Here is a 22712-nt window from a genome sequence, read left to right on the forward strand (position 1 = left end):
CATTAAAACACTCTTGTATTTTGTTTTTTATAGTCAAACAAAAATAGATTACAAATAAATAAACTTACTTTTAAGGGCGTTTGCAGCACATACCCAGCTATCGCTGGCTTTCTTACATAACATACTCTGAAAGTAATTAATTCAACTAGCAAGTTGAATTAATTAAACAACAATTCGCGGTATTTGGTGAGTGTCCAAAGTTCATCGTCTACCATAAGTTCGAGTTTGTCGCAATGGTAGCGTATTATCTCAAAGAAAGGTTTGACCTTATTGCAATAAGCATCGGCTTTGGCTTCAAAGTCGGGAAGGTGATTGGCGTGCTTGCGCGCCTCCACCATTGCCTCTACCTGACTGTGGATCACCTTGATATGCTCGGAAATATGGCGTATGAGCTCTAATTGCTCGGCAGCGACTTCTTGGTAGCTATCGCCAAATATTTCTTTTAAGCCTTTCACGTTTTCAATAAGGGTATTTTGGTAGCGCACGGCTGTTGGCACCACGTGATTGCGAGCAATATCGCCTAATACACGTGATTCTATCTGTACGGTTTTCACGTATTCTTCTAAGCCAATTTCATAACGCGCCAAAAGCTCTACTTTGCTCAGTACCCCTGTACTTTCAAACAAAGCCACAGCCTTCTCACTGATGTTTTCTTTCAGTGCCTCAGGTGTCGTCTTATGATTACTCAAACCACGACGGGCAGCCTCTTCCTCCCATTCTTTGCTATAGCCGTCGCCCTCAAAGCGTATTTTCTTACTTTCCTTGATGTAACGGCGCAATACTTTAAAAATCGCATCTTCTTTCTTCTTGCCCCCCTCTATAAGCGCATCAACGGCTTTCTTGAAGTCGGTGAGTTGCTGAGCTACAATGGTGCTCAGTACCATTGTAGGCTTGCCACAGTTGGCTTTAGAGCCCACTGCACGGAATTCGAACTTGTTGCCCGTAAAGGCGAAAGGAGAGGTGCGATTGCGGTCGGTAGTGTCGAGGAAGAGGTCGGGTATTTTGCCTACTACATTCAGTTTGAGGTCGGTTTTTTCCTCAGGAGATAAGTTATCGGATGATACTTCTAAGGCGTCCAACACTTGGGTAAGCTGTTCGCCTATAAACACCGATACAATGGCAGGCGGTGCTTCGTTGGCACCTAATCGGTAATCGTTAGTCGCCGATGCCACTGAGGCTCTTAACAAAGGCTCATATTCGCATACTGCCTTGATAGTGCAGATGAAGAAAGTGAGGAATTGCAGGTTCTTGATAGGTGTTTTGCTGGGCGCTAAGAGGTTTACGCCCGTATCAGTAACCAGCGACCAGTTGTTATGTTTGCCCGACCCATTGACTCCTGCAAAGGGTTTTTCGTGAAATAGGATTACAAAGTCGTGGCGCTCGGCTACCTTGCGCATCACGTCCATCAGCAAAGAGTTTTGATCGACAGCAAGGTTGGCTTCTTCAAAAATAGGCGCCAACTCAAACTGGTTAGGCGCGACCTCATTATGGCGCGTTTTGACGGGGATCCCGAGCAATAGACACTCTTGCTCCAAATCGCGCATAAAAGCCAATACACGGCTTGGAATTGCCCCTAAATAATGGTCGTCCAGCTGTTGTCCTTTTGCGGCTTGATGCCCTAAGAGGGTGCGACCGGTAATCATCAAATCGGGGCGGGTATTGGCAAGGGCTTTATCGATGAGGAAGTACTCCTGCTCACAGCCTAAGGTAGTGGTTACTTTGCTCACATTTTTGTCAAAATAACGGGCTACCTCGGTAGCTGCTTGGTCGAGAGCGCTAAGAGCTTTGAGCAGTGGCGTTTTGTTATCCAACGCCTCGCCAGTATAGGCGATGAATATTGTAGGGATACAAAGCACGGTGCCGTAGACAAAAGGTGGTGAAGAAGGATCCCAAGCGGTATAGCCACGTGCCTCGAAAGTATTGCGGATACCGCCATTGGGGAAGCTGGAAGCATCAGATTCTTGTTGTACGAGCTGTCCGCCCCCAAAGCGTTCGATAGCGCGGTCGCGGGTAATGGGCTCAAAGAAAGCGTCGTGTTTTTCGGCAGTGCCTCCTGTAAGAGGTTGGAACCAGTGGGTATAGTGGGTAGCGCCTTTGGAGATTGCCCAATCGCGCATAGCAGTTGCCACTTGGTCGGCTACACGGCGGTCGATTTTAGTGCCATTGTGAATGGCGTTCATTACAGCGGCAAAGGCATCGCGGGTCATCAGTTGGCGCATAGCCTCTTCGTTGAATACATTTTGGGCAAACAGTTCGGAGCGTTTGCCATTTTCGGGTACCGCCACCGGTTTGCGGTTTTGTGCGGTAGTAAGAGCGGTGAATCTTAGCATAGGTAACAGGTAACAAGTAATAGGTAACAAGCCACACGGGCAGTTTTATTAAAAAGGTCGGACAAGGCGGACTGGTCAGAGGAGGCGGACGCAGTTTTTAGTATCAACTTTGCCAATCTCGACCATTTTCGTGAGGTCACGAAAATGATCATCTACATTGATTTGCTGCGACTTACACGAAGCTACTGCTCGGTGTATAGCCACCAAAAAGTTTTCCCAACGGGCATAGCCCAATATGGTTTGTAATTCACGGGCAAGCCATACTTCTATTTTCTCTTTGGCATCTTCACTCTCTATATGATGTGTAATGCTATCAAATTGGTTTTTGTACTGTAGAATACTATTCTTATCCATAATAGTGCGAGCCACACGGGCAATTTTATTGAAAAGGTTGGGCGAGTAGGGCGAGGTCAGACAAGGCGGACAAGTCAGAGGAGGCGGACACCACCCCCTGAAACCTGACACCTGAACTCTACAACTGCAATGTAATAGGGGCGTTGTCCTTTGATTTGAGGGTAACGGCTTTGCTGGTTTTCAAAGTGTTTTCAGTCACATCATCACCTGAAAGGTTCTGCTTTTTTTGGTTGTAATAAACTACAAAATGATATACTTCACGCTCTTCAAATTTATCTACACTGAGGGTGAAAATCGCTTTCCCTTCATCGTCGGTTGCTGCTAATTTGGCGTGGAAAGTGGGGTTTGAACCACCTTTGTGTTCCCAAGCCCACTGGTCGTAGGCGTATACTGTCCAATTTTTTAAAGCTCTGCCTTTGGCATCTTTTAAGTAGAGGGTTACATCTACTTTGCCTTCCATTTTCTTAATGTCCTCTTTGCTACAAGCTACAATAGCAAGTGCAATCAATAGTGTTAAAATTGTTCTTTTCATTGTTTTCTTATTTAGTTGTTAGACGTTATCCGTTAGTAGTTAGACAATGCAAAGGTATTACATAATGAACAAAAAAGCAAGGAGATAGAAAAATATTCTTACCTTTGCCATAAATTATGTAGTTTATGAAATTATTAGTCTTCTTATTGTTTTTATTGCCTTTGTGGGCAGAAGCGCAACTAATGGAACCTCTTGACAGATGGGGCATACGCACTGCTTACATACATACTAACAGCAGCAAGAGTTTTGTTTTTGTAGGTGCTTCACTCAATAGTATAGATGTAGATGCCAGTGGTTTGGCTGCTGCAGGTGCTAAGGTATACGCTGGCGCACAAATAGGAAAACCTGATAATTGGAAAATAATTCCCGAAATAGGTGCCGATGCTTTTTTTATCTTGCCTGTAGGGGCGGGTGTTTCGGTAAATACTGAAGCAATAACACCTCGTGTAGGGATTACACTCTTGAATACTATCGAATTTTATTGGGGATACTCCATTCCTTTTAAGGGAGATAGCTACTTTAGAGGGCGCACATTTTCGGTGATTGTAAATTTGTTTAGTGGATTATGAGTAGTCTTTTTGTTATTGGCATCTTTTTGTGCTTTTTCTTGGCGATACTGCTGTTTTCTAAAAAGTCTCCATCGTTGTCTGACAAGGTATTGGGGGTATGGCTTATGTGCATTGGTGTTTACTTGCTGAACTACTATCTGCACTATTTGGGTTATTGGGAGAAATACCCGCATTTGGTAGGAGTTACCCATCCTTTCCCGATGCTTTTTGCGCCTTTTCTGTATTTGTACGTATCGGTGTGTGCGCGTGAAGACCAACGCTTTCATTGGCGCGACACTTTGCACTTCCTGCCCTTTGTAGTAGGATATATAGCGATGTTCCCCTTTTTATTTGGCTATTCGGCAGAAGAAAAGGCAATAACTGATAGTGCTGATTATCACAGTGATTATCAGTGGTTTTTTACCCTTTCGTTCATTGCTTTTGTGGTGGTGAGTGGGGTGTATTTTGTATTAGCTTATCGGAAAATTAACCACTATGAGCGGGTGATAGGTGAGAATTTTGGCTATAATGAGGGGATTAGCTTGCAGTGGTTGCAGTTGCTATTATTAGGTTTTGTGGCTATTGTAACAGTATTGGTAACGGTGTATGTGGTGGAATATTCTTTAGAAATAGACACGGGATTTAATATAGAAATCATAGCTTTTGCGCTGTTTATATTATTTATCTTTGCGATTGGCTTTTGGGGCATACGCTATCAGGGGATTTTTAGTGCGAGTGGTGCAGGGAGGGTGAGCCACACGGGCGGTATGAGCCGCACAGGCGGGGTGACAAATCTCTCAGACAAGTCGGACGGGGCTGACAAGGTGAAGGAAGTAGAAATTTTTAATAATTTTGAAGAGGAAACCAAAGCGCCTGAGTATCGCAAATCGGGCTTGAAAGCTGAAGAAGCGTCCGAACTACACCAACAGCTTTTGCGACTAATGCAAACTGAAAAACCTTACCTCGAGCCTAAACTCTCTTTGGCACAATTAGCGGAAAGGTTAGGCGTACTGCCTAATCACCTATCGCAAATTATCAACCAATACGAAGAAAAGAATTTCTACGATTTTGTGAACAGCTACCGCGTGGAAGAGTTTATCGATTTGGCTAAAAAAGATACCGATAAGAATTTTAACCTCTTAGGACTTGCTTTTGAAGCGGGGTTTAACTCAAAATCTTCTTTCAATCAGGTTTTTAAGAAATTTAAAGGAAAAACCCCAAGTGAGTTTTTAAGCTAAAAAGTAAAATTTGCTAATTTGCTAATTATTTTATACTTTTGTCGCTTTCAATTAATTATAAAATATTAGTGAGCTATGAAAATCTTCAACAATCTTCTCGTGAGGGTGATTTGTGGTATCCTCTTAGGAATACTCCTCGGCAACTATGCACCAGAATGGTTATACCGCATACTTCTCACTTTTCAATCATTATTTAGCAATTTCCTCAAGTTTGCTATCCCCTTGATTATGATGGGACTCATTATGCCTTCTATCGCCGATTTAGGCAAGAATGCGGGTAAACTATTGCTCATCACGGTAGGGATTGCCTATGTTTTTACGCTATTTTCAGGTTTTTCTACTTATTTAGTGGGCGAGGCTATCTTCCCTTCACTCTTACAAGGCGAACAACTCGCTTCTCTTGCTGAAAACAGTGTGAAATCTGCTCCTTATTTTACGATTGAAATGCCCCCACTTGCCGATGTGATGAGTGCTTTAGTTTTCTCGTTTATCATAGGGATAGGTTTATCGTTCAACGAAGAATCTAAACTCACCAATGTGATACGCGAGTTTGGCGATATTATCAAATGGTTGATTGTAAAAGCTATTATCCCTATATTACCTTTCTACATCTTGTGTATTTTTGCTGAAATTACTTATAGCGGACAAGTGCTTGCTATAATGGAGGTGTTCTTCAAACTCATTGTTATCCTCTTTGTAATGCACATTTGCTTGCTCATCATTCAGTATCTTATTGCAGGGGGTATTTCGGGCAAGAATCCTTTCAAAGCCTTGGGTACAATGCTACCTGCGTATGCCACTGCTTTGGGTACTCAATCCTCAGCAGCTACTATACCTGTAACCTTGCGACAATCGCTAAAATTAGGGATTTCACAACGCATTGCTGGCTTTGTCATTCCGCTTTGTGCTACTATTCACCTATCGGGGAGTACAATGAAAATCACCGCTTGCGCCCTTGCCCTAATGATGATCCAAGGGGTACCTTATGATTTTTCTCTCTTTGCCGGCTTTATACTGATGTTGGGCGTGGTGATGATCGCTGCCCCTGGTGTTCCTGGAGGTGCCATAATGGCGACCTTAGGAGTACTGAACACTATCCTCGGTTTTGACGAGAGTTTGCAAGGACTGATGGTCGCTCTCTACATCGCTATGGACAGCTTTGGAACTGCCTGCAACGTTACTGGCGACGGTGCTGTAGCACTGATTGTTGATAAAATTGCGAAGAGAGAGGACTCAGGGGAGAGGGGTTAGATAAGAGGTAAGAGATAAAAAAGAGATAGGAATTTGGCGATTTGTTTTTAGGCAAGAATAAACTCTGTCGTCAAATTCCTATCATTAACCATTAACCATTAATCATTAATCACTGCTCTTATTTCTTTTTGTATATTTCTTCAAAAGGAAGCCTAAAACGTTCTCCCCTAATGCCTTGATCTTCACGCAGTCCGCAAGATACGAGCATATTCACTTCTGCTCCATAAGGCAGGTGTAATATCTTTTTTACACGTCGGCTATCAAAGCCTTCTATAGGGCAGGTGTCATAGCCTGCTTCTGCCATTGCCAGCATAAAGGTTTGCGCTACCAATCCGCAACTCTTGTGTACATTCACCCGCATATCACTTTCAGAAACGAGTTGCATCATAGGGCGAAACCAACTGCTAACTACCCCAAAAGTCTTGCGCAAAAGACCCAAAAGACCAAAACACCTGCTAAAGAGAAAAGGCATCAGCTGGTTGTAAAACTTCTCTTGTTCCTTGATGCGCTTGGCTTGTTTCTCTGGCGGACTATTGCGCTGTATATTACCGCGTTCAAACTCTAGAACCTTCTTGGCGTGCAGACGGTGTTTGTCTTGTCGGGCAACGAATACTACCATTTGCTGCGCTGTAGTAGCCGTTTGCTGGTCAAGGCAAGCGTGTCCTAGCTTTTTGAGTAGTTCCTTATCGGTGATGTGATATACCTCATACAACTGCATATTATAGGTGGTAGGCGCTAGAGTAGCCAATTTAAGGCACTCTTGCACCTTCTCTTCACTAATAGGCGTAGAAGCGTAATAACGCACCGCCCTTCTAAAATCTAAAATGTCTTTTAACATATTTATAATTGATATTTGATAATTAATTTACATCACTACACTTTTAGCAAATTAGCCGATTTGTTTTTAGACAATAAAGCATCAGGAAGCTGAACCAAAATCATCTTTAAAAATAAACGCTGCAGGGACTTTTTCGTTGAGAAGGAGTTCCTGCATTGCTTTGGTAAAGCTATTGGTTCCCACGATGTAATACTCACAATCGGTGAGGGTGTGGAGATGTTCCTTTAAGAAAGTAGCGTTGAGGCGCTTTTGGGTGGCAGTGAACACGGGCAGATAGCTATAATTAGCCAAAGTGCTGTGTTGTAATTCGCTGTGAAAAGCGGCTGAGGTTTCGGTTTTATTAGAGTAGAACACTGCTACTTCACCTGCAAATTGCTGTTGTGCTAAGGTTTTGAGCATCGGGAGTACGGGGGTAATGCCAATGCCTGAGGCGAGGAACACGATGCGTTTATTTTCTGCTTTAAGAGTGAAATTACCCATAGGGGCGAATATCGTAGCGGTATCGCCTATCGCCATTGCGGCAACGCTCTTCTTAAAACTGCTATCGCTGAGGCGCATTGCGAATTGCAAAGTGTCATCTTTAGGATGAGAGACCATTGAAAGTGGACGCAAAGGTATATCCAATGCAGTATAACGAGGGTTATCGAGGCGTAAAACAGCATACTGCCCTGCTTTATATTCCAAATCTTTAGGTTTTTCAAAAGTGAGCAAGATAGTGTTATGGGCGATAATTTCTTTGGCTAAGAGTTTTACACAGCGTTCATCGGTGAGCGTTGAGGGGGCGTAGTCACGCCATTTCACTTGGGTTTTCATCTTGTTTGCCGTCATAAAACCGCTGTAAATCGCCCCTGAATACCCCCCACCTGAAGGCGCCCAAGCTGAGGCAAAGTATAAGTTTTTCAGTGGTGAAGTGGTGAGCTTATCGCGTTTAGGATAAGTTTGTTTCACCGATTGCACATAACCATAGGGGGTGCCCTGCGGGTTTAAAGTGTATCTTTTTATCGTTTTGGCAGTCGCCACCTCGTAATACTCCAAGTACTGAAGAATAGTGGGAAATTCGGCTTCTAAACGGGCTAAAAACAACTGTGCGACTCTTTCCTTCTTCTGCTGATATTCCGCTTCACTGAGTCCTTCCCATTCTTTGAGGTAATCAATAGCACAAATTACTCCTACCGTCTTTCCCTCAGGAGCTAACTGGGCATCTACTACCCCATAATTCACAAAAGTAAATGATTTTTGAGCCCAATCACCTTGCGAATCGGCTTTTACATCTTTCAGTTTATAATCTTTTTGACCCTGAATGATGGTAGAATAGTGGTTTACGCCGAGTTTTTTCAAATCGGTATTGAAACCCAAATAAATGGTGAGCAAGGAACAGGCGAGTTCTAAAGGTGCTACCTTTTGCGCTAATTTAGAACGATAAGGCTCGGGGAGCATCTGGGCGACTATAGGTTGGGCAGCATTGGCGACCACACTATCGGCATAGAGCGATTGTTTAGCTGTCGCACTGTTGAACGTATCGCGATAGCTCACCCCCACCGCTTGGTTGTTTTCCACCAAAATTTCTTCTACAAACTTACCTGTAAGCACTTGTCCGCCACGTTTTTCAATAAAGCGCACCAAGTAGTTAGACAGCGATTGCGAACCCCCTTTCACGAAGTTGCCCCCTCCGTTTAGATAGCTACCTTGTGCCATCAGGAAGTACATCAGCGAGAGGTTATAAGGGTCATCCGTATAATAACCAAAATTAGCCGTGAGTACGTTTTTGAGTGCTTCATCTTTGATATTTGCATCCAGCCAATCACCTGTATTCATTGTAGAAATTTTGATGATCGTAGGAATCAAGAAAGGCATCAGTGGGTAGAGCAATATATTGAGCCATTTGTTGCGGGGGAGCCGACGCATTTCGGCATAAAGCCTATTGATGAGTTTAAAAAAGCGTTCGATTTCAGCTTTGCTATCGGGAAAATCGGCAATGAGTTTTTCCTTGGCTTCTGCCCCGTGATGTAGAGTACACTGGAAGTTTTGCTTCTTCAAATGGTAGAATTCGGGTACTTTTAGAAACTCTACTTCATCAAACACCCCTAAAAGTTCTAAGATAGGACGTTTAGGGTCGGTTTCGTGGAGTCCATCGATTTCGTGCAACCCTACTTCCATTAGGTAATCTTTACGCTTAAAAGCGGTAGCACAACCACCTGCGATGTAGTGTTGTTCGAGCACAATTACCTTCTTGCCCCAGAGTGCCAAAGTAGCTCCAGCGATGAGTCCACCCAAGCCACTGCCTATAATAATACTGTTGTAATTTTTCATCTTTGAGAAATAATTATTAATTTTGGGGCAAAATTACGGCGGTTGCGCGAGTGTGGCAATACGCAAAAATAACCATTTTTAATTGACGATGAGCACCTCAGCTTCTATGGAAATCTTGGCACAGAAGTATATCCCTTATGCCGAAATGCTAGCAAAAATAGGGAATAATGCCGTTTTTATAGTAGATAAAGACGAGCACTATTATTTTATTTCTGATAAGTTTAAACTCTTTGGTTATGACGATATTCCTCAAAACAACAGCAACGAAATACAAGATTATCCGCTAAAACGGCGCATCCACCCCGATGATTTGGCGATGAAAGAGCTCATAGATGAGAAGATTCGCGAGTTTCTATCGGCTTTGCCCAAAGAAGAGCAAGTGCAGTACAAATACATTTACGACTATCGCGGAATGGCAACCGATGGCACTTATGGGCGCGTAACTAACGAGATGCAACGCTTAGAAGTTACGGACGATAATTACCTCGCCTTAGGCATCATTGAAATTGCGCCTGACCAATCGGAGAATTTGCCAGTGAGGGTGCAAATGAAACACTGTATAACGGGGGAGATTATCCCTATAAAAATAGAAGAAGAGGACACTTTTGCACTTACCCCGCGGGAGAAGGAAATACTCACACTTGCCTCTCAAGGTTTTTCAAGCAAGGAAATAGCTGAAAAACTCTTCATCAGCACTTACACCGTGAATAGACACCGACAAAATATACGGGAAAAGTTCAATGCCGAAAGCCTTATAGAAGCGATTGACATCGCGAGGAGAAAAGGGGTTTTGTAGGGGGTTAGATTGTTCTTTTTCTTTTTTGTTAAATCATTAACTGTTAATTATTCTATTCTCTTACGGCAAATTTATCCTGATTAACCCAAATACGTATTCTTTTCACAGCCAATATTTCATTATTAGGATCATTTTTTTCTAACATATAAAGTCCTACCATACAATTTCTAATCCCTTCTGAGTTAATTTCTCCTGAGATAACGATTGCTATTTTATAGGTTGCTTCTCTTTTAGTTCCACTTACTCTCATATAAACTGTAAACTTATTTCCTGAGCCTGAAATAATACTTTCTTGTTCTGAAGCAATATTATCACCTCCTGAAGTAAAACTAGTTTTTATCTTTATATTTTTTTGATCGTAGAATTTAAAATAATAATCTAGGGATATAAGTCCAATACCTTTATTTTCTTCCTCTAAATTACTATATACCAATTCAAAGGTATTTGCATTAAAAATTCCTTGAATGTCAGGAGGATTCATACCTTCGTTGATAGTCATTCCGTTGGCTGCCATTTGTCCCATAATCTCCTCAGAGATAATATCTTTAGCTTCTTTAGGTATATTGAAATTACTAGTTTTTATTAATTTCTTTTCCTCTTTCTTTTCCTCTTTCTTTTCTTGTTTTTTCTCTTCTCCATTATTATCATCAGATTTAGAACATCCGATAATGGTAAGCAGTGCAAATACGACTGCACAAAGTGTATGAATTGTTTTTTTCATTTTTATTATTTATTTTTAGGTTTCAGGGAGCAGGAAGTAGGTTTTGCACTTTGGCAAAGGTTGTAGCACGACGGGCGAGTAGAAACTTTGCCAAAGTGTAGCGACACCACTCGTAACTCGTAATTCGTAACTCGTCATTTGCTAATTAGCTAATTTTTTTTCTCATTTCGTTGAGTTTCATCAGTGCCTCTACGGGGGTGAGGGTGTTGATGTCGAGACTGAGTAAATCTTCTTTTAGGGCTTCTAAGAGTGGATCGTTCATATCAAAGAAGCTCAATTGCATTTCTTTTTGGGCGTTTCTAACCACTTCGGCAGTGGGTACTACATTATGACTCTCCTCGAGCTTTTTAAGCATTTTATTCGCCTTCTGAATCACATATTGGGGCATTCCCGCCATCTTCGCTACGTGTATCCCAAAACTGTGCGCTGACCCCCCCTCGGTGAGTTTGCGCAAGAAAAGTACACTGTCTTTGGTTTCTTTTACCGATACATTGTAATTCTTGATGCGTTCGAACTGCTCACTCATCTCGTTGAGTTCGTGATAGTGGGTCGCAAAAAGAGTTTTGGCTTTGCTGGGGTGTTCGTGCAAATATTCGGCGATTGCCCACGCTATGGAAATACCATCGTAGGTGCTAGTACCACGCCCGATTTCGTCCAAGAGCACCAAACTTCTATCGGAGATGTTGTTCAAAATGAGGGCTGCCTCATTCATCTCGACCATAAAAGTAGATTCGCCCATAGAAATGTTATCGCTTGCCCCTACACGGGTGAATATCTTATCGACGATACCTAATTGAGCAGTAGCAGCAGGCACAAAACTGCCTATCTGCGCCAAGAGGACTATCAGGGCGGTTTGTCGCAAAATAGCCGATTTACCCGACATATTAGGTCCGGTAATCATTATGATTTGCTGGTGTTCACGGTCTAAATACACATCGTTGGCGATGTAGGGCGTACCAACGGGCAGTTGCTTTTCAATCACAGGGTGGCGACCGTCCTTAATGTCAATGGCGTACCCCTCGTTCATCTCGGGGCGGTGATAGTTGTTTTCCATCGCCAAAGTAGCAAAACCACAGAGGCAATCCAGCTGACCGATAAGCGTAGCATTCGTCTGTACCTGACCGATGTACTCACTGATAAAAGCAATCAGTTCGGCGTATAGCGATTGCTCTAATTGTGCTATTTTTTCTTCAGCGCCTAATATTTTGGCTTCGTATTCTTTGAGTTCTCCGGTGATATAACGCTCGGCATTCACAAGGGTTTGCTTGCGTATCCAATCGGGCGGGACTTTATCTTTATGAGTGTTGCGCACTTCGATATAGTAGCCAAACACGTTGTTGCTATCTATTTTCAAAGAAGGAATGCCCGTGCGTTGGCTTTCGCGCAAGAGCAAATCGTCTAAATAGCTTTTGCCCGAATGCGAGAGTCCGCGTAGTTCGTCTAATTCTACCGAAAAACCTTTGGCGATAGCATTGCCTTTGGCGATGTTCACAGGGGCATCTTCATTGAGTGTTTCGGCGATGTGGGTACTGAGCTGTTCGCAACTGTGGAGCTTATCGCCCAAAAGGGTAAGCGATTCATTGGCAGAAGCCAAACACAACTGTTTTATTAGGGGGATATGTTCCAAGGAAGCACGCAATTGTACTACCTCCCGCGGATTGATTTTCAGAGTAGCGACTTTAGAAATGAGTCGTTCGATGTCGCCCATACGACTGAGGGCAGTTTTCACCTGCTCTAATACATCAATGTGTTTCAAAAAATAATCTACCACCTCGTGACGCTGACGGATTTTGTCTAACTTTTTCAGCGGTAACGCCAACCAGCGTTTGAGGGTACGACTGCCCATAGGCGATAGCGTTTTATCAATCACATCGAGCAAACTCACCGAGGGGGTGGTATTGCCCGCATAGAGTTCCAAATTGCGAATGGTAAACTTGTCGAGCCATACATAAGCCTCTTCGGCGATGCGCTGAATGGCAGTAATGTGTTGGAGTTGGTGGTGTTGGGTTTCGGATAAGTAATAGAGAATAGCCCCTGCGGTAAGAATCGCTTCGGTGAGTTCGTCTACGCCAAAGCCTTTGAGAGAGTTGGTTTGAAAGTGTTTGGTGAGTACCTGCTGGGCGTAATCGTCTTTAAAGACCCAATCTTCCAAGTAGAAACAGTGAAAGTCGTCGCCAAAATGCTCGGCAAATTCCTTTTTTTGGTGTTTAGCAACGAGCAGTTCGCTGGGGCGGAAGTTCTGCAAGAGCTTGTCGATATAGGTTTTATCGCCTTGTGCTACCAAGAACTCACCGGTAGAAACATCGAGGAAAGCTGCACCGCAACTTTGTTTGCCCAACCATACTGAGGCTAAGAAGTTGTTGCTCTTGCTTTGCAATATATCGTCGTTGAGGGCAACCCCTGGGGTAACGAGTTCAGTAACACCTCGTTTTACGATGCCTTTCACGAGTTTAGGGTCTTCCAGCTGGTCGCATATTGCCACGCGGTAGCCCGCTTTTACGAGTTTGGGGAGATAGGTATTGATAGAATGGTAAGGAAAACCCGCCAATTCACTGCGCTCGGTGCCGTTGTTGCGGTTGGTGAGCACAATGTCGAGGGTATGAGCGGCTTTTACGGCATCTTCGCCAAAAGTTTCGTAGAAATCGCCTACCCTAAACAGCAGTAAAGCATCAGGATATTTGCTTTTTATCTGATTGTACTGCTTCATTAGTGGGGTTTCTTTTGCCATATATTTTTAGTAAAAAGTTAAGAGTAAAAAGTTTTGAAAGGGCAAAGATAGTAATAATTTGTCAATTAGCTAATTGAAAAGTGAAAAGTGAAAAGTGAAAAGTTTTGAAGGGCAAAGTAGTAATAATTTGTCAATTTGAGAATTAGAAAATTGGAGGCATAAAAAAACAAGGTGCTTGTGACACCTTGTTTTTTTATAAATTCTGAAGAATTTTTATTTTTTGGTTTCAATCACTTTCCAGATACCTGCAGCGCAACAAGCGCCAATAAATGGACCTACAATGAAAATCCAAAGATGTTCTAAGGCTGAGCCACCTGCAAAGAGAGCCGGAGCTATACTACGCGCAGGATTCACTGAAGTTCCTGTATAACGAATACAAGCCAAATGAACAAGCACTAAACCTAAACCAATAGCCAAGCCAGCAAATTTGTTGGTTTCACCATTTTCTTTTGACGTTGCTCCTAAAACGATGAGCACAAATACGCAAGTGAAAATAATCTCTGCTAACAGACCGCCTAAAACAGTTACATTTGCATCTTGCAAATCATTAGCACCAGTACCTGTCAAACCTGCATTAGAGGTTAGAACAAACAAAAGCGTTGAACCAATTAGTGCTCCAACAACCTGTGAGATCATATAGCCCACAGCATCCTTGCCATTCATTCTTCCTGAAAGGAATACCCCTAACGTAATCGCTGGATTGATATGGCATCCTGAAACACCTCCTATGGTATAAGCCATTGCTACAACCGATAAACCAAAAGCTAAGGCTGTACCAATTACTGTTGAAGGATCGGCATTTGTGCAACCTAAACTTACAGCTACACCACATCCCATTAAAACAAGCACCATAGTGCCAAACATTTCTGCTAAATACTTTTTCATATTCTTTTTTTAATTAAACGTATTTATTATTGAGTGGCAAAGGTATAAAAAATACATAGAAAAACAATTTTTTTATATAAAAAAAGTCTTACTATTAGAATTTACTTTGTCCAAAAAGTTTTTTCGCTACCCACCGCAACCCTATATATAGGGCAGTAATGGGCGAGAATATCCAAGCGAGAATAGTGCGAAGATGTATTTTTTTCGTCCATCTTATCAAAAAAGCGACTAAACAATATACCAATGAAAAGTAGCGGAAGCAACAAAACATATAGCATATTTTTTATGTGAGAGGAGTGTTTCTTTTTCATAGAGAAACAGAATTAACAAATGAGTAAATTTGTTGGGAGAGCTTGTAGTATAATTTATAAAAAAAGCTGCCAAACGGAGTGCTTAGCAGCTTTTTCTATATTAATTGTTCGTAGGAATTTTCACTTCAATAGGAGTTTTGATCATAGTTTCTATCTTTGTTTTTACAGCATTATACAAATCTATATTTTCAGCAGGAGTATCTAAAGAAACTATCAAAGAATATCGCAATTTTTCATTATACTTCTTCAAATTAGTACGTGTTTTCCACCATCCTCCAATAGGATAAACAGCAATCAAGTTGCAAGTAGCTAATTGAGCTGCCGTAAGGTTTAATTCATCAGAATGTATTGAACCTCTATTTCTATTGTCAGCTCCTATTAACCATCTTTTTGAATCATTTTTACTGCGTTCTTCATTTTCTTCAGCCTCAATTGCCTTGTTAATTCTGGATGTAAAAGCTTTTTCGCTCTCATTTTCTGTATTTACATCAAAACGTAATCCACAAGAAGCATATCTATATTTATCTTTCCAGCCGATTTCCCCGGGTGCTGGTTCAATAAAATATGATAAAGTTACCCGCATTGTAACATTTGTTTCTGCAAGTTGTTCTAAGATCTCACGGGGCCAAGGTAGCTCAAAGAAGTGCATTTTATTCATTTTAGGAGCATTTTTACCTTCCTTAATAAAGGGCTGTATTTCTTCCTGAGCGATATAGGTCAAACCATTTTCAGTACTATAAAAAGCTCTTTCTTCTGATGGTACGCCATAACCACAATGACGTAGTCTTTGTATCATATCAGCTCTATTCCCCTTTCTGACAGGAAATTGTTCTTCCATAGTCGGTGTCCATTTTGCAGAATGAACAATTAATCCACGAATACTTTCTGCCCATAAATGAGGATACTTAACTTGCAATCTACCTGCAAAGTTTGAAGCTAAAGCTGTTGCAGCACTTGTTGCATTAATAGTCTCAAAATACCCCCTTTTTTGATAGTTTTCACTTGTTGTCATCAATTCTAAATCTTGATGAGTACTAAAGGGAAGTAAAGAGTCATTAGTTTTATATAAATTTCCTCCTTCAAACATCACTTCTGGTTTTATCAATGAGGTCTTATCCCATAGTAATGAAGTTCGTGAAAAAGGACTAATTCCTCCTATCGGAGCAACACGTTCATACCCTCTTAATTCTTGGCTGTTTGGAGCAACTATATTTGTAAAAGCTCCAATGGTTAAAGCATTCCATGCTTGTGCTGGATTCTGAATTTTTCGAAGACTATGGTTATTAGGATAAGCATTGATAATATCTTTATCTAAAAAGTTTATATCTCTAATATTACCAGCAGAAACCATAAATAAGCGACCTATATTACCATTGTTGTATGCAACTGAATCAACAGCACCTGACCAAGATGTTGGTTTTCCTTGTTCACTATCTTCTGCTGTTATTGCCATACAATAGCAAACTGTTTTTCGAGGAAATATAATTTCAGATGTTGCCACCGCTTGTTCAGTTAAAGCCCCCCATATTTCTTTTGGATTAGGACGATTATGTGGTAACAATTTAACTGAACCTACCTGATTATCAATTTGTATTGTTTGATTATTGGCAAGACAAGAAGACATATCTCCATAAATGACTGTTCCGCACATTCTTGTACCATGACCATTTCCATCTGCAATCCCCTGTCCAACGACAGTTCCACAATTTTTTTCAGTAATAACAAGTTCTAAAAGAGGATGACCATTGTTTACACCTGAATCTAGGACACAAATAACTGAGCTTGTATTATTGTTGATTTGAATCCTACTACGTAAATCATCTACCCATTCTTGTTGTTCACTTCTGTTTTCATTAAATAGAAATCCTGTTAGTGCACGCCCCATACGCAATTCTGCTAATTGATCCGAGCAGGCTAATAAATTAGCCAAAGATATTTTATTTGCACACACCAAAAATACTGCTCTTTCAGGAAATTTCAAAATTGAATCTTCTTTGTAAGAAATATGAAGACTTTGTAAGGATTTTTTAAACCTATTGCATTGCTGATCTATAGTAGCTTTTTCTATTCCTGAAATCCTAATCCATACTTCGTACCAATCATTTCTTTCAGTTGGAAAATCTTCTTGATTATCAGTCCATAATGCTTCTAAAAGAGCTAATTTAACATCTTAAATACTACGAAAAAGAGTGTCATTTTTAGGTTTTCCATTGCGCTCTTCTGTCGCGTATTTATGCAATTTACCTAAGAGTACGTTTTCCTCTCCATGAGGAATATAGATCGTTGCAAAGGTTTGTTTTTGATCATCTTCTGTTGTTACCTGTCGAATGTTTAACAATCGAATACCTGCTTCTTGATTTTCTAAACTTTTTGATACTAAATCATAACCCAATGTACTTGAGAATTCAAGGTAAGTTCCTCTTCTTGCAGGTAGAGAGAGCGCTGTCATTTGTTGCTTAACTTCTGTATTTTCTGCCTTAATGGCATCAAATCTTTTTTGTAAGTATTGAGCATGTTCTTGTCGGTTTCTCTCAGGTATAGAAAAGGCACTTCCTCCACTACCTATGGGAGAATAGTCCATATCTCTTTTTATCTCTTGAGGAATAATGATATGTTCATATTTGTTCATCGTTTTCTACTTTAAGTTATAGGCTGATTTTCTTTCTCGAATGGTCTTTATTACCAAATCAGGAGAAATTTTAACTTCATTTATTACAGATTCTTTTATCGCATCTAAACAAGCTTGATTGATTTCTGCATGACTTAAGGATGTTAATTCAGGTAAAATCAAATCAATATCCTTTTGTGAAAGATTTCCATTGAGTCGGTTTTTAAGTAATTGTATTTTTTCCTGATCAGTTGGGAGTTGGTAGTGAATTACATCATCGAAACGCCTAAATAATGCTTGGTCTAATAACTCTAAGTTGTTAGTTGCGGCAATAATTAAACTGTCAGAGTGATCTCTTTCAATAAATTGCAGAAATGAATTTAACACACGACGCATCTCTCCTACTTCATTATCTTTTCCACGCTGTCCTCCAATAGCATCAAACTCATCAAAAAGATAGACGGCAGGCACATCTTCTATGTAATCAAATATCTGTCGCAATTTGGCACTTGTTTCACCCATATATTTTGTTACTATTTTGTCCATTAGCACAACGTATATAGGCAAATGTAACTCATTAGCTATTACTGATGCTGTCATTGTTTTTCCTGTGCCAGGATGTCCAGAAAAAAGAATTTTTCGCCTATTTTCAAGATTATGCCTAAATAACTTATCTCTATAAGTAAATTCATTAATTATTCTTTCTATCCTTTTTTTAATTTGTGGATCAACAACTAAATCTACAAGATGCTCTTGTGGATGTATTTCTAAAAGTAAACCTTGTAAACTGGGGTCTATATTTCTGAACTTAGGCTTATTAAACTTTTCAGCATCAATAATTTTTCGTATATCATTAGCTAAATTGATATGCCCTAATTTAGCTTCATAAGCTGCAATTTGTAATGCAACAGTATTAAATTTTTCACTATTGTCGTCAAAATGGCTCTTGATGAGCGTTTTTAATTGATTTGCTGTTGCCATACTATGGTTTATTATTTATATATTTTTTTTAAAACTGAAATTCATTAATTTGCTACAATTAAAACTCTAAAAATACCAGCTCAAGGGACAAAAGTACGGACTTATTATCAATATTCAAAATATTATTTTATAGAAAAACTCTTTTTACTTGTCCATTCGCACGATGCGTGGCTGGAAAGTACCGATGATATCTACCAAATTGCTTTGTGAAGCCATTACGGTTTCTATATTTTTATACGCCATAGGGGCTTCTTCGGCATTGCCTCCGATGAGGGTGATATCTTTGGCTTTGAGGGCTTTTTTGATATCGGAATTGGTAAAGCGGTTCTTGCTCTCATTGCGCGAGAAAGCGCGCCCTGCCCCGTGTGAAGCTGAGCTAAAACTTTGTGCATTGCCTTTGCCTCGCACTATGTAGCCGGCATCGGTCATTGAGGCGGGAATAATACCCAATACCCCCTCCCCTGCTGGAGTCGCTCCTTTGCGGTGTACTACTACCTCCTTGCCATCGTGAATTTCTTTCCACGCAAAATTGTGGTGGTTCTCGATACGCGCTCTCAGGCGACCACCTACAGCCTTTATCAATCGGCGGTGAATATCGTCGTGGCAGGCAGATGCGTAATCGCCGGCAAGATTCATAGCCGTCCAATACTCTAACCCTAAGTGGGTATTGAGGTCGAGCCACGCAAACTGTTGGGCTTCTTTGGGTAGCGGACATTGTTCGGCTGCTACACGCACATAATACTGAGCGATTTCCGCACCAAAGCCACGCGACCCACTATGCGAAAGTATACCGAGATATTTTCCTTTGGGTAAGCCTATTTGAGGGTCGTCTGCTAAGAGTTCTACCTCGCCAAACTCCACAAAGTGATTGCCACTGCCCGAAGTACCCATCTGCTTGATTGCCTTATCTTTCAATCGCTTGAGGATAGGAATCAGTGAAAAAGTATCACGGTCGAAAATCTCGTGGTCTACGTGCGATTTATGAGTTTCGTACATACCGAACTTCGTATGCTCGGCAAGGGCTTTCTCGTACTTATCACGTGCGCCCGAAAGGTAGGATACAGGGATATCCAAGATACTGAGGCACATACGGCAACCGATGTCCAAGCCTACGCCATAAGGAATGACGGCATTCTCCACTGCCAGCACGCCCCCTATGGGCAGCCCATAGCCACTATGAGCATCAGGCATTAGCGCACCCCCTACCGAAATAGGAAGTTTGAGAGCCGTATAGAGTTGCGTTTTAGCCTCTTCAGTGATGTCGTCACCAAAGATATGATAAGGCGCACGGGTAGCGTTGAGCTGTCGTTTTTCGGTTTTAGTAGACGAAAGCAGCGCCTCGGCTATCTGACCAAAAGTAAGGTGTCCTTCGTACTGCGCAGGATTTTTTAAAATATCTTCAAGTACGGATTTTACATACGCCAAGTTTTTAGTAGCGTAATTGCGTTTCATCACTTCTAACGCTACATTAATAGATTGATTATTTGGGAAGCCTAACTTGAGGAGGTCTTTCCCTTTGAGTTTTAAATTTGCCATAATTTGCTAATTAGATAGATAAGGAAGCACGATTTGCTGTATATCACTCAAAAAGGCTTCTCTATTCTCTTTAAATTTTTGTTTTCGTTTAAAAATATCGACGATAGTGCCAGAAAACTCATACCAAATATCACCATTGCCTTTGATATCACCTATACGCTGTGTATTATCATCCGGATAGAAAGAGATAGGCTCCTTATAAGGGGCTTTTTTGATATTTGCCGTGAAATAGATTTCATCGGCACTGCCATAAGCGCCTTTTTGAATAGAAATCATTTGTAGGCTTTGTTCCACTACTCGGTAAAAATGTAGTGCTTTTTTCTTAAATCCTAAGGGTTTTAGTATTTGATAGAGTTCTTTTACCATCTCATCGAACTCAATTTGTGTAGCTGTTTTTTCTTTCATAGTAGATTTGCTAATTTTTCTCTCCATTTGGGGTAATCAAAGACAAAAGTGTATTGCTCCCCTACTTCTTTCTCTAAAAGTTTTGCCGAAACAAGTACGCGGTTTACAAATATATACTCACTTACGGCATCTTTGAAATCGGATTCAGGAGGGTAATTGTCATTGAAAATCTCTTGATACAAGTGGTTGAGTTCCTCTAATTCTTCTTTCAAATAAGGATTGATATCCAAATCCGCAATCTCCACATTGCGAGGGGTAGGATTCTTCACATTTTCCTCTATCCAAATAGGGGAACAAAAGAACTCAAATTGGTATTTAAATTCAAACTTTTTCATAGGATTGATTTGTCAATTTACTAATTTACCAATGGGCAACGACTGACTTGAACTTCTTTCTTTTCCTTTTATCGGGGATACCTGTATCGCTGTTCCATCGCTGTACGAATTTCTCAAAAGAATCGTAGGCTATTATATAGGGCGAAGGCGCTGGCAGGGATTTCTTAGGAATGGCAGTACCTATTCGTTCCAAACGTTCGGCAAAGAGCAACAAGGCTTTATGACTCACCCTACGCACATCACTGAGCACTTCCGCCTGACCATCTCCCATCAGCTGAAGGCGCGCCTCCATTAGCGATTCCATCGTTGGCTTTTCAGTGCTTTTATACAATAGTTCCACGAATGTATAATGTCCGTCGCCCTCATAGTTATCAGTCCTCAATAGCCATACCGCACCATACTGACCTCCCGACAAGGGTACGCTCAGCACTTCATAAGGCGCAAAAAGGAAATCAGTTACCTTTTGCCAATGTTCGCGTGCAGGCACTGCTGTATTGGCAGTGGCAAGGCGAGAGAGCAGTCGTACTACTTGCTGTTGTCGTTTTTCATAACTCATCTGAGGGGTATCAGTACCAAACTGCTGTAGCCACTTTTTAGAAACTCCTTTTTGTACCAACTGTTGCAGGGGAGCTACCTCCTCAGGGCGCAACCACCCATACTGCCACAACATATCAAGGCGAAGGGTCAAAAATATTTCCTTCTCCAAAGCAGTGCGCACAGCTTCCTTGCGAAAAGTATCCATAAGGAAGCGTATTTCAGCTTCTGTAGCCCCATAGTGATAAGCATCTTCCACTATAGCTTCCAGTTCAATAGCGAGATCACTTTCAATAATATGAACGCCGTAAATAAGGTTGTTTTTCATTGCGAATTAATTTGTCAATTGATAATGAGACAAGCAGTGCATTATCTTAGCAATGTTATAAGCATCGTCTTTGCCGCGGTGGTGGGTTCCTACAAGGGGTAGCTTGAGATAGCTCAGTGCCTGATGCATTCCCAATCGCTTGGGGTGCTGGGTTACCTCTTGGAAAAGTTCCTTTACATTGATATGCTCATTGCGCATTGGGTAAGGCAGTTTCCTAAGGGCACATTGCTTTTGGAGCATATTTTTGTCGTAATTGCCATAACTCGCCCAAGTGTACTGATAGGCTTGGTATTCCTTTTTAAGGATTTGCAAGGCTTCCTCAAAACTCACGCCTTCCCGCGCCACCAGTTCGGGGGTAAGGGTGGTAAGTTGGGTACAAAAAGGACTGATTTTGGAATGCGTAGGCTTTACCAAAATACCTCTGTTATCGCTAATCTCACCTGTAAGGGTATCGAACAGGCAAATGCCAATTTCTATAATTTCGCTCACTTCTCCTTTGGGAGGTATTCCCTCCCAACAAGTCGCTTCTAAGTCTATAATAATGATTTTGTTTGTCATTGTTTTAATTTTTTAATGAAACTCATACTATATCACTTTCAAAAATACGAATACCGTGAATATTTCTTTTTGTGATAGAATGAATGTATTAATTGATAATATCCTTTACATATTTTTTCCATTGCTCTGGGTTATGTACCTTTTGTAGCAATTGTTTTACATAAGGGCGAATTTGTTGTTGAGCTTTCTCGCCTGCTTCTTCTGAAATCTCTTCTTTAGTAGATTGATAATACAACAGTGGCCAGAGAAGTTGTTCTGCAGTTTCATCATAACCGTGCAAACGATGCGTAAAATAACCTTCGGCATCCCCTGCTTCATACAGTTGTATTAAAGTCTTAAAACCTTCATCTATCCCCCACGCACAAAGCAATTTGGCAGCACAAAGCTCAATAAAGACATCTTCGTGAGTAAGCAGTTTCTTAAGACCTTCAATGCGTTCTTGTGAAATATCCTCAGGTTCGAGATCTTCAGGGAAAGTAGTGTAAGTAACTCCTTGGGGAATGCTATTTAAAAGTTCTTGTATCTGTTCTTCCATAGTAATGAATAGGGTTATTAGTATTTTCTTGAGAAACTTGGAATATCTCC

General features: G+C 41.1%; 21 protein-coding genes and 1 pseudogene. 4 read left to right on the top strand and 18 right to left on the bottom strand.

Going from position 1 to position 22712, the window contains the following annotated elements; translation table 11 throughout:
- Positions 1–158: 158 nt before the first annotated feature.
- The 3 genes and pseudogenes from Q0162_RS12765 to Q0162_RS12775 form a co-directional block, all read right to left on the bottom strand.
- Complete coding sequence (locus tag Q0162_RS12765) at positions 159–2330, bottom strand: glutamine synthetase III (RefSeq protein ID WP_297892423.1); 2172 nt, start codon at positions 2328–2330, stop codon at positions 159–161.
- Positions 2331–2438: 108 nt separating this feature from the next.
- A pseudogene (locus Q0162_RS12770) lies at positions 2439–2684 on the bottom strand (DNA damage-inducible protein D); the annotation flags it as partial.
- Positions 2685–2802: 118 nt separating this feature from the next.
- Complete coding sequence (locus Q0162_RS12775) at positions 2803–3216, bottom strand: hypothetical protein (protein WP_297892429.1); 414 nt, start codon at positions 3214–3216, stop codon at positions 2803–2805.
- A gap of 125 nt (positions 3217–3341) precedes the next feature.
- On the opposite strand from Q0162_RS12775, the gene Q0162_RS12780 reads away from it, so the two are divergent.
- The 3 genes from Q0162_RS12780 (at position 3342) to Q0162_RS12790 (ending at position 6253) form a co-directional block, all read left to right on the top strand.
- On the top strand, positions 3342–3785 hold the full coding sequence (locus Q0162_RS12780) for a hypothetical protein (protein ID WP_297892432.1): 444 nt from the start codon (positions 3342–3344) through the stop codon (positions 3783–3785).
- Positions 3782–5002, top strand: coding sequence for a helix-turn-helix domain-containing protein (locus Q0162_RS12785; protein ID WP_297892435.1), 1221 nt, complete (start codon positions 3782–3784; stop codon positions 5000–5002). Before Q0162_RS12780 ends, Q0162_RS12785 begins: the two co-directional genes overlap by 4 nt.
- A gap of 75 nt (positions 5003–5077) precedes the next feature.
- Complete coding sequence (locus Q0162_RS12790; RefSeq protein WP_297892437.1) at positions 5078–6253, top strand: dicarboxylate/amino acid:cation symporter; 1176 nt, start codon at positions 5078–5080, stop codon at positions 6251–6253.
- Positions 6254–6371: 118 nt separating this feature from the next.
- On the opposite strand, the gene Q0162_RS12795 is transcribed toward Q0162_RS12790, so the two are convergent.
- Both Q0162_RS12795 and Q0162_RS12800 read right to left on the bottom strand, forming a co-directional pair.
- Complete coding sequence (locus Q0162_RS12795) at positions 6372–7091, bottom strand: nitroreductase family protein (RefSeq protein ID WP_095898530.1); 720 nt, start codon at positions 7089–7091, stop codon at positions 6372–6374.
- A gap of 81 nt (positions 7092–7172) precedes the next feature.
- Positions 7173–9401: an FAD-dependent oxidoreductase gene (locus Q0162_RS12800; protein ID WP_297892442.1), complete on the bottom strand. Its 2229-nt coding sequence runs from the start codon at positions 9399–9401 to the stop codon at positions 7173–7175.
- Positions 9402–9489: 88 nt separating this feature from the next.
- Here Q0162_RS12800 and Q0162_RS12805 point away from each other — a divergent pair, with 88 nt between their 5' ends.
- Complete coding sequence (locus Q0162_RS12805; RefSeq protein ID WP_297892445.1) at positions 9490–10197, top strand: helix-turn-helix transcriptional regulator; 708 nt, start codon at positions 9490–9492, stop codon at positions 10195–10197.
- 52 nt (positions 10198–10249) lie between these two features.
- Here the strand turns inward: Q0162_RS12805 and Q0162_RS12810 are convergent, their stop codons facing one another.
- From Q0162_RS12810 to Q0162_RS12870, 13 genes are all read right to left on the bottom strand, one after another.
- Positions 10250–10918: a hypothetical protein gene (locus Q0162_RS12810; protein WP_297892448.1), complete on the bottom strand. Its 669-nt coding sequence runs from the start codon at positions 10916–10918 to the stop codon at positions 10250–10252.
- A gap of 145 nt (positions 10919–11063) precedes the next feature.
- Complete coding sequence (gene mutS / locus Q0162_RS12815; protein WP_297892451.1) at positions 11064–13646, bottom strand: DNA mismatch repair protein MutS; 2583 nt, start codon at positions 13644–13646, stop codon at positions 11064–11066.
- 213 nt (positions 13647–13859) lie between these two features.
- Positions 13860–14531, bottom strand: a complete 672-nt coding sequence (locus tag Q0162_RS12820) for an MIP/aquaporin family protein (protein ID WP_297892453.1) — start codon at positions 14529–14531, stop codon at positions 13860–13862.
- A gap of 101 nt (positions 14532–14632) precedes the next feature.
- Entirely contained in the window at positions 14633–14842 is a 210-nt protein-coding gene (locus Q0162_RS12825; RefSeq protein ID WP_297892455.1) for a hypothetical protein, read from the bottom strand.
- A gap of 100 nt (positions 14843–14942) precedes the next feature.
- Positions 14943–16823 carry a S8 family peptidase gene (locus Q0162_RS12830; protein WP_297892458.1) on the bottom strand — a complete coding sequence of 627 codons (1881 nt, stop codon included), beginning with the start codon at positions 16821–16823 and terminating at the stop codon, positions 14943–14945.
- A gap of 189 nt (positions 16824–17012) precedes the next feature.
- Entirely contained in the window at positions 17013–17471 is a 459-nt protein-coding gene (locus Q0162_RS12835; RefSeq protein WP_297892461.1) for a hypothetical protein, read from the bottom strand.
- Positions 17472–17477: 6 nt separating this feature from the next.
- Positions 17478–18431 carry an AAA family ATPase gene (locus tag Q0162_RS12840; RefSeq protein WP_297892463.1) on the bottom strand — a complete coding sequence of 318 codons (954 nt, stop codon included), beginning with the start codon at positions 18429–18431 and terminating at the stop codon, positions 17478–17480.
- Between the two features lie 144 nt (positions 18432–18575).
- Positions 18576–19967, bottom strand: coding sequence for an RtcB family protein (locus Q0162_RS12845; RefSeq protein ID WP_297892466.1), 1392 nt, complete (start codon positions 19965–19967; stop codon positions 18576–18578).
- A gap of 6 nt (positions 19968–19973) precedes the next feature.
- Positions 19974–20399: a DUF4304 domain-containing protein gene (locus Q0162_RS12850; RefSeq protein WP_297892469.1), complete on the bottom strand. Its 426-nt coding sequence runs from the start codon at positions 20397–20399 to the stop codon at positions 19974–19976.
- Positions 20369–20707 carry a hypothetical protein gene (locus Q0162_RS12855; protein WP_297892471.1) on the bottom strand — a complete coding sequence of 113 codons (339 nt, stop codon included), beginning with the start codon at positions 20705–20707 and terminating at the stop codon, positions 20369–20371. The genes Q0162_RS12850 and Q0162_RS12855 overlap by 31 nt, the downstream gene beginning before the upstream one ends.
- A 25-nt stretch (positions 20708–20732) precedes the next feature.
- Positions 20733–21569, bottom strand: coding sequence for a hypothetical protein (locus Q0162_RS12860; protein ID WP_297892473.1), 837 nt, complete (start codon positions 21567–21569; stop codon positions 20733–20735).
- 6 nt (positions 21570–21575) lie between these two features.
- The gene (locus tag Q0162_RS12865) at positions 21576–22127 is read right to left on the bottom strand and encodes a 3'-5' exonuclease (RefSeq protein WP_297892475.1); all 552 of its coding nucleotides are present in this window, start codon (positions 22125–22127) and stop codon (positions 21576–21578) included.
- A gap of 88 nt (positions 22128–22215) precedes the next feature.
- Positions 22216–22662, bottom strand: coding sequence for a hypothetical protein (locus Q0162_RS12870; RefSeq protein ID WP_095910522.1), 447 nt, complete (start codon positions 22660–22662; stop codon positions 22216–22218).
- Positions 22663–22712: the final 50 nt, after the last annotated feature.

It is taken from the genome of uncultured Capnocytophaga sp., assembly GCF_937936315.1.
Taxonomy (GTDB): Bacteria; Bacteroidota; Bacteroidia; order Flavobacteriales; family Flavobacteriaceae; genus Capnocytophaga.

Excerpts from the sequence above, each read along its gene's own strand:
- Q0162_RS12860 (WP_297892473.1), bottom strand. The coding sequence starts at position 21,569 with ATGAAAAACAACCTTATTTACGGCGTTCATATTATTGAAAGTGATCTC.
- Q0162_RS12825 (WP_297892455.1), bottom strand. The coding sequence starts at position 14,842 with ATGAAAAAGAAACACTCCTCTCACATAAAAAATATGCTATATGTTTTG.
- Q0162_RS12840 (WP_297892463.1), bottom strand. The coding sequence starts at position 18,431 with ATGGCAACAGCAAATCAATTAAAAACGCTCATCAAGAGCCATTTTGAC.
- Q0162_RS12785 (WP_297892435.1), top strand. The coding sequence starts at position 3,782 with ATGAGTAGTCTTTTTGTTATTGGCATCTTTTTGTGCTTTTTCTTGGCG.
- Q0162_RS12845 (WP_297892466.1), bottom strand. The coding sequence starts at position 19,967 with ATGGCAAATTTAAAACTCAAAGGGAAAGACCTCCTCAAGTTAGGCTTC.
- Q0162_RS12805 (WP_297892445.1), top strand. The coding sequence starts at position 9,490 with ATGAGCACCTCAGCTTCTATGGAAATCTTGGCACAGAAGTATATCCCT.
- Q0162_RS12865 (WP_297892475.1), bottom strand. The coding sequence starts at position 22,127 with ATGACAAACAAAATCATTATTATAGACTTAGAAGCGACTTGTTGGGAG.
- Q0162_RS12765 (WP_297892423.1), bottom strand. The coding sequence starts at position 2,330 with ATGCTAAGATTCACCGCTCTTACTACCGCACAAAACCGCAAACCGGTG.
- Q0162_RS12835 (WP_297892461.1), bottom strand. The coding sequence starts at position 17,471 with ATGAACAAATATGAACATATCATTATTCCTCAAGAGATAAAAAGAGAT.
- Q0162_RS12870 (WP_095910522.1), bottom strand. The coding sequence starts at position 22,662 with ATGGAAGAACAGATACAAGAACTTTTAAATAGCATTCCCCAAGGAGTT.
- Q0162_RS12795 (WP_095898530.1), bottom strand. The coding sequence starts at position 7,091 with ATGTTAAAAGACATTTTAGATTTTAGAAGGGCGGTGCGTTATTACGCT.
- Q0162_RS12800 (WP_297892442.1), bottom strand. The coding sequence starts at position 9,401 with ATGAAAAATTACAACAGTATTATTATAGGCAGTGGCTTGGGTGGACTC.
- Q0162_RS12850 (WP_297892469.1), bottom strand. The coding sequence starts at position 20,399 with ATGGAGAGAAAAATTAGCAAATCTACTATGAAAGAAAAAACAGCTACA.
- Q0162_RS12790 (WP_297892437.1), top strand. The coding sequence starts at position 5,078 with ATGAAAATCTTCAACAATCTTCTCGTGAGGGTGATTTGTGGTATCCTC.
- Q0162_RS12780 (WP_297892432.1), top strand. The coding sequence starts at position 3,342 with ATGAAATTATTAGTCTTCTTATTGTTTTTATTGCCTTTGTGGGCAGAA.
- Q0162_RS12775 (WP_297892429.1), bottom strand. The coding sequence starts at position 3,216 with ATGAAAAGAACAATTTTAACACTATTGATTGCACTTGCTATTGTAGCT.
- mutS (WP_297892451.1), bottom strand. The coding sequence starts at position 13,646 with ATGGCAAAAGAAACCCCACTAATGAAGCAGTACAATCAGATAAAAAGC.
- Q0162_RS12810 (WP_297892448.1), bottom strand. The coding sequence starts at position 10,918 with ATGAAAAAAACAATTCATACACTTTGTGCAGTCGTATTTGCACTGCTT.
- Q0162_RS12820 (WP_297892453.1), bottom strand. The coding sequence starts at position 14,531 with ATGAAAAAGTATTTAGCAGAAATGTTTGGCACTATGGTGCTTGTTTTA.
- Q0162_RS12855 (WP_297892471.1), bottom strand. The coding sequence starts at position 20,707 with ATGAAAAAGTTTGAATTTAAATACCAATTTGAGTTCTTTTGTTCCCCT.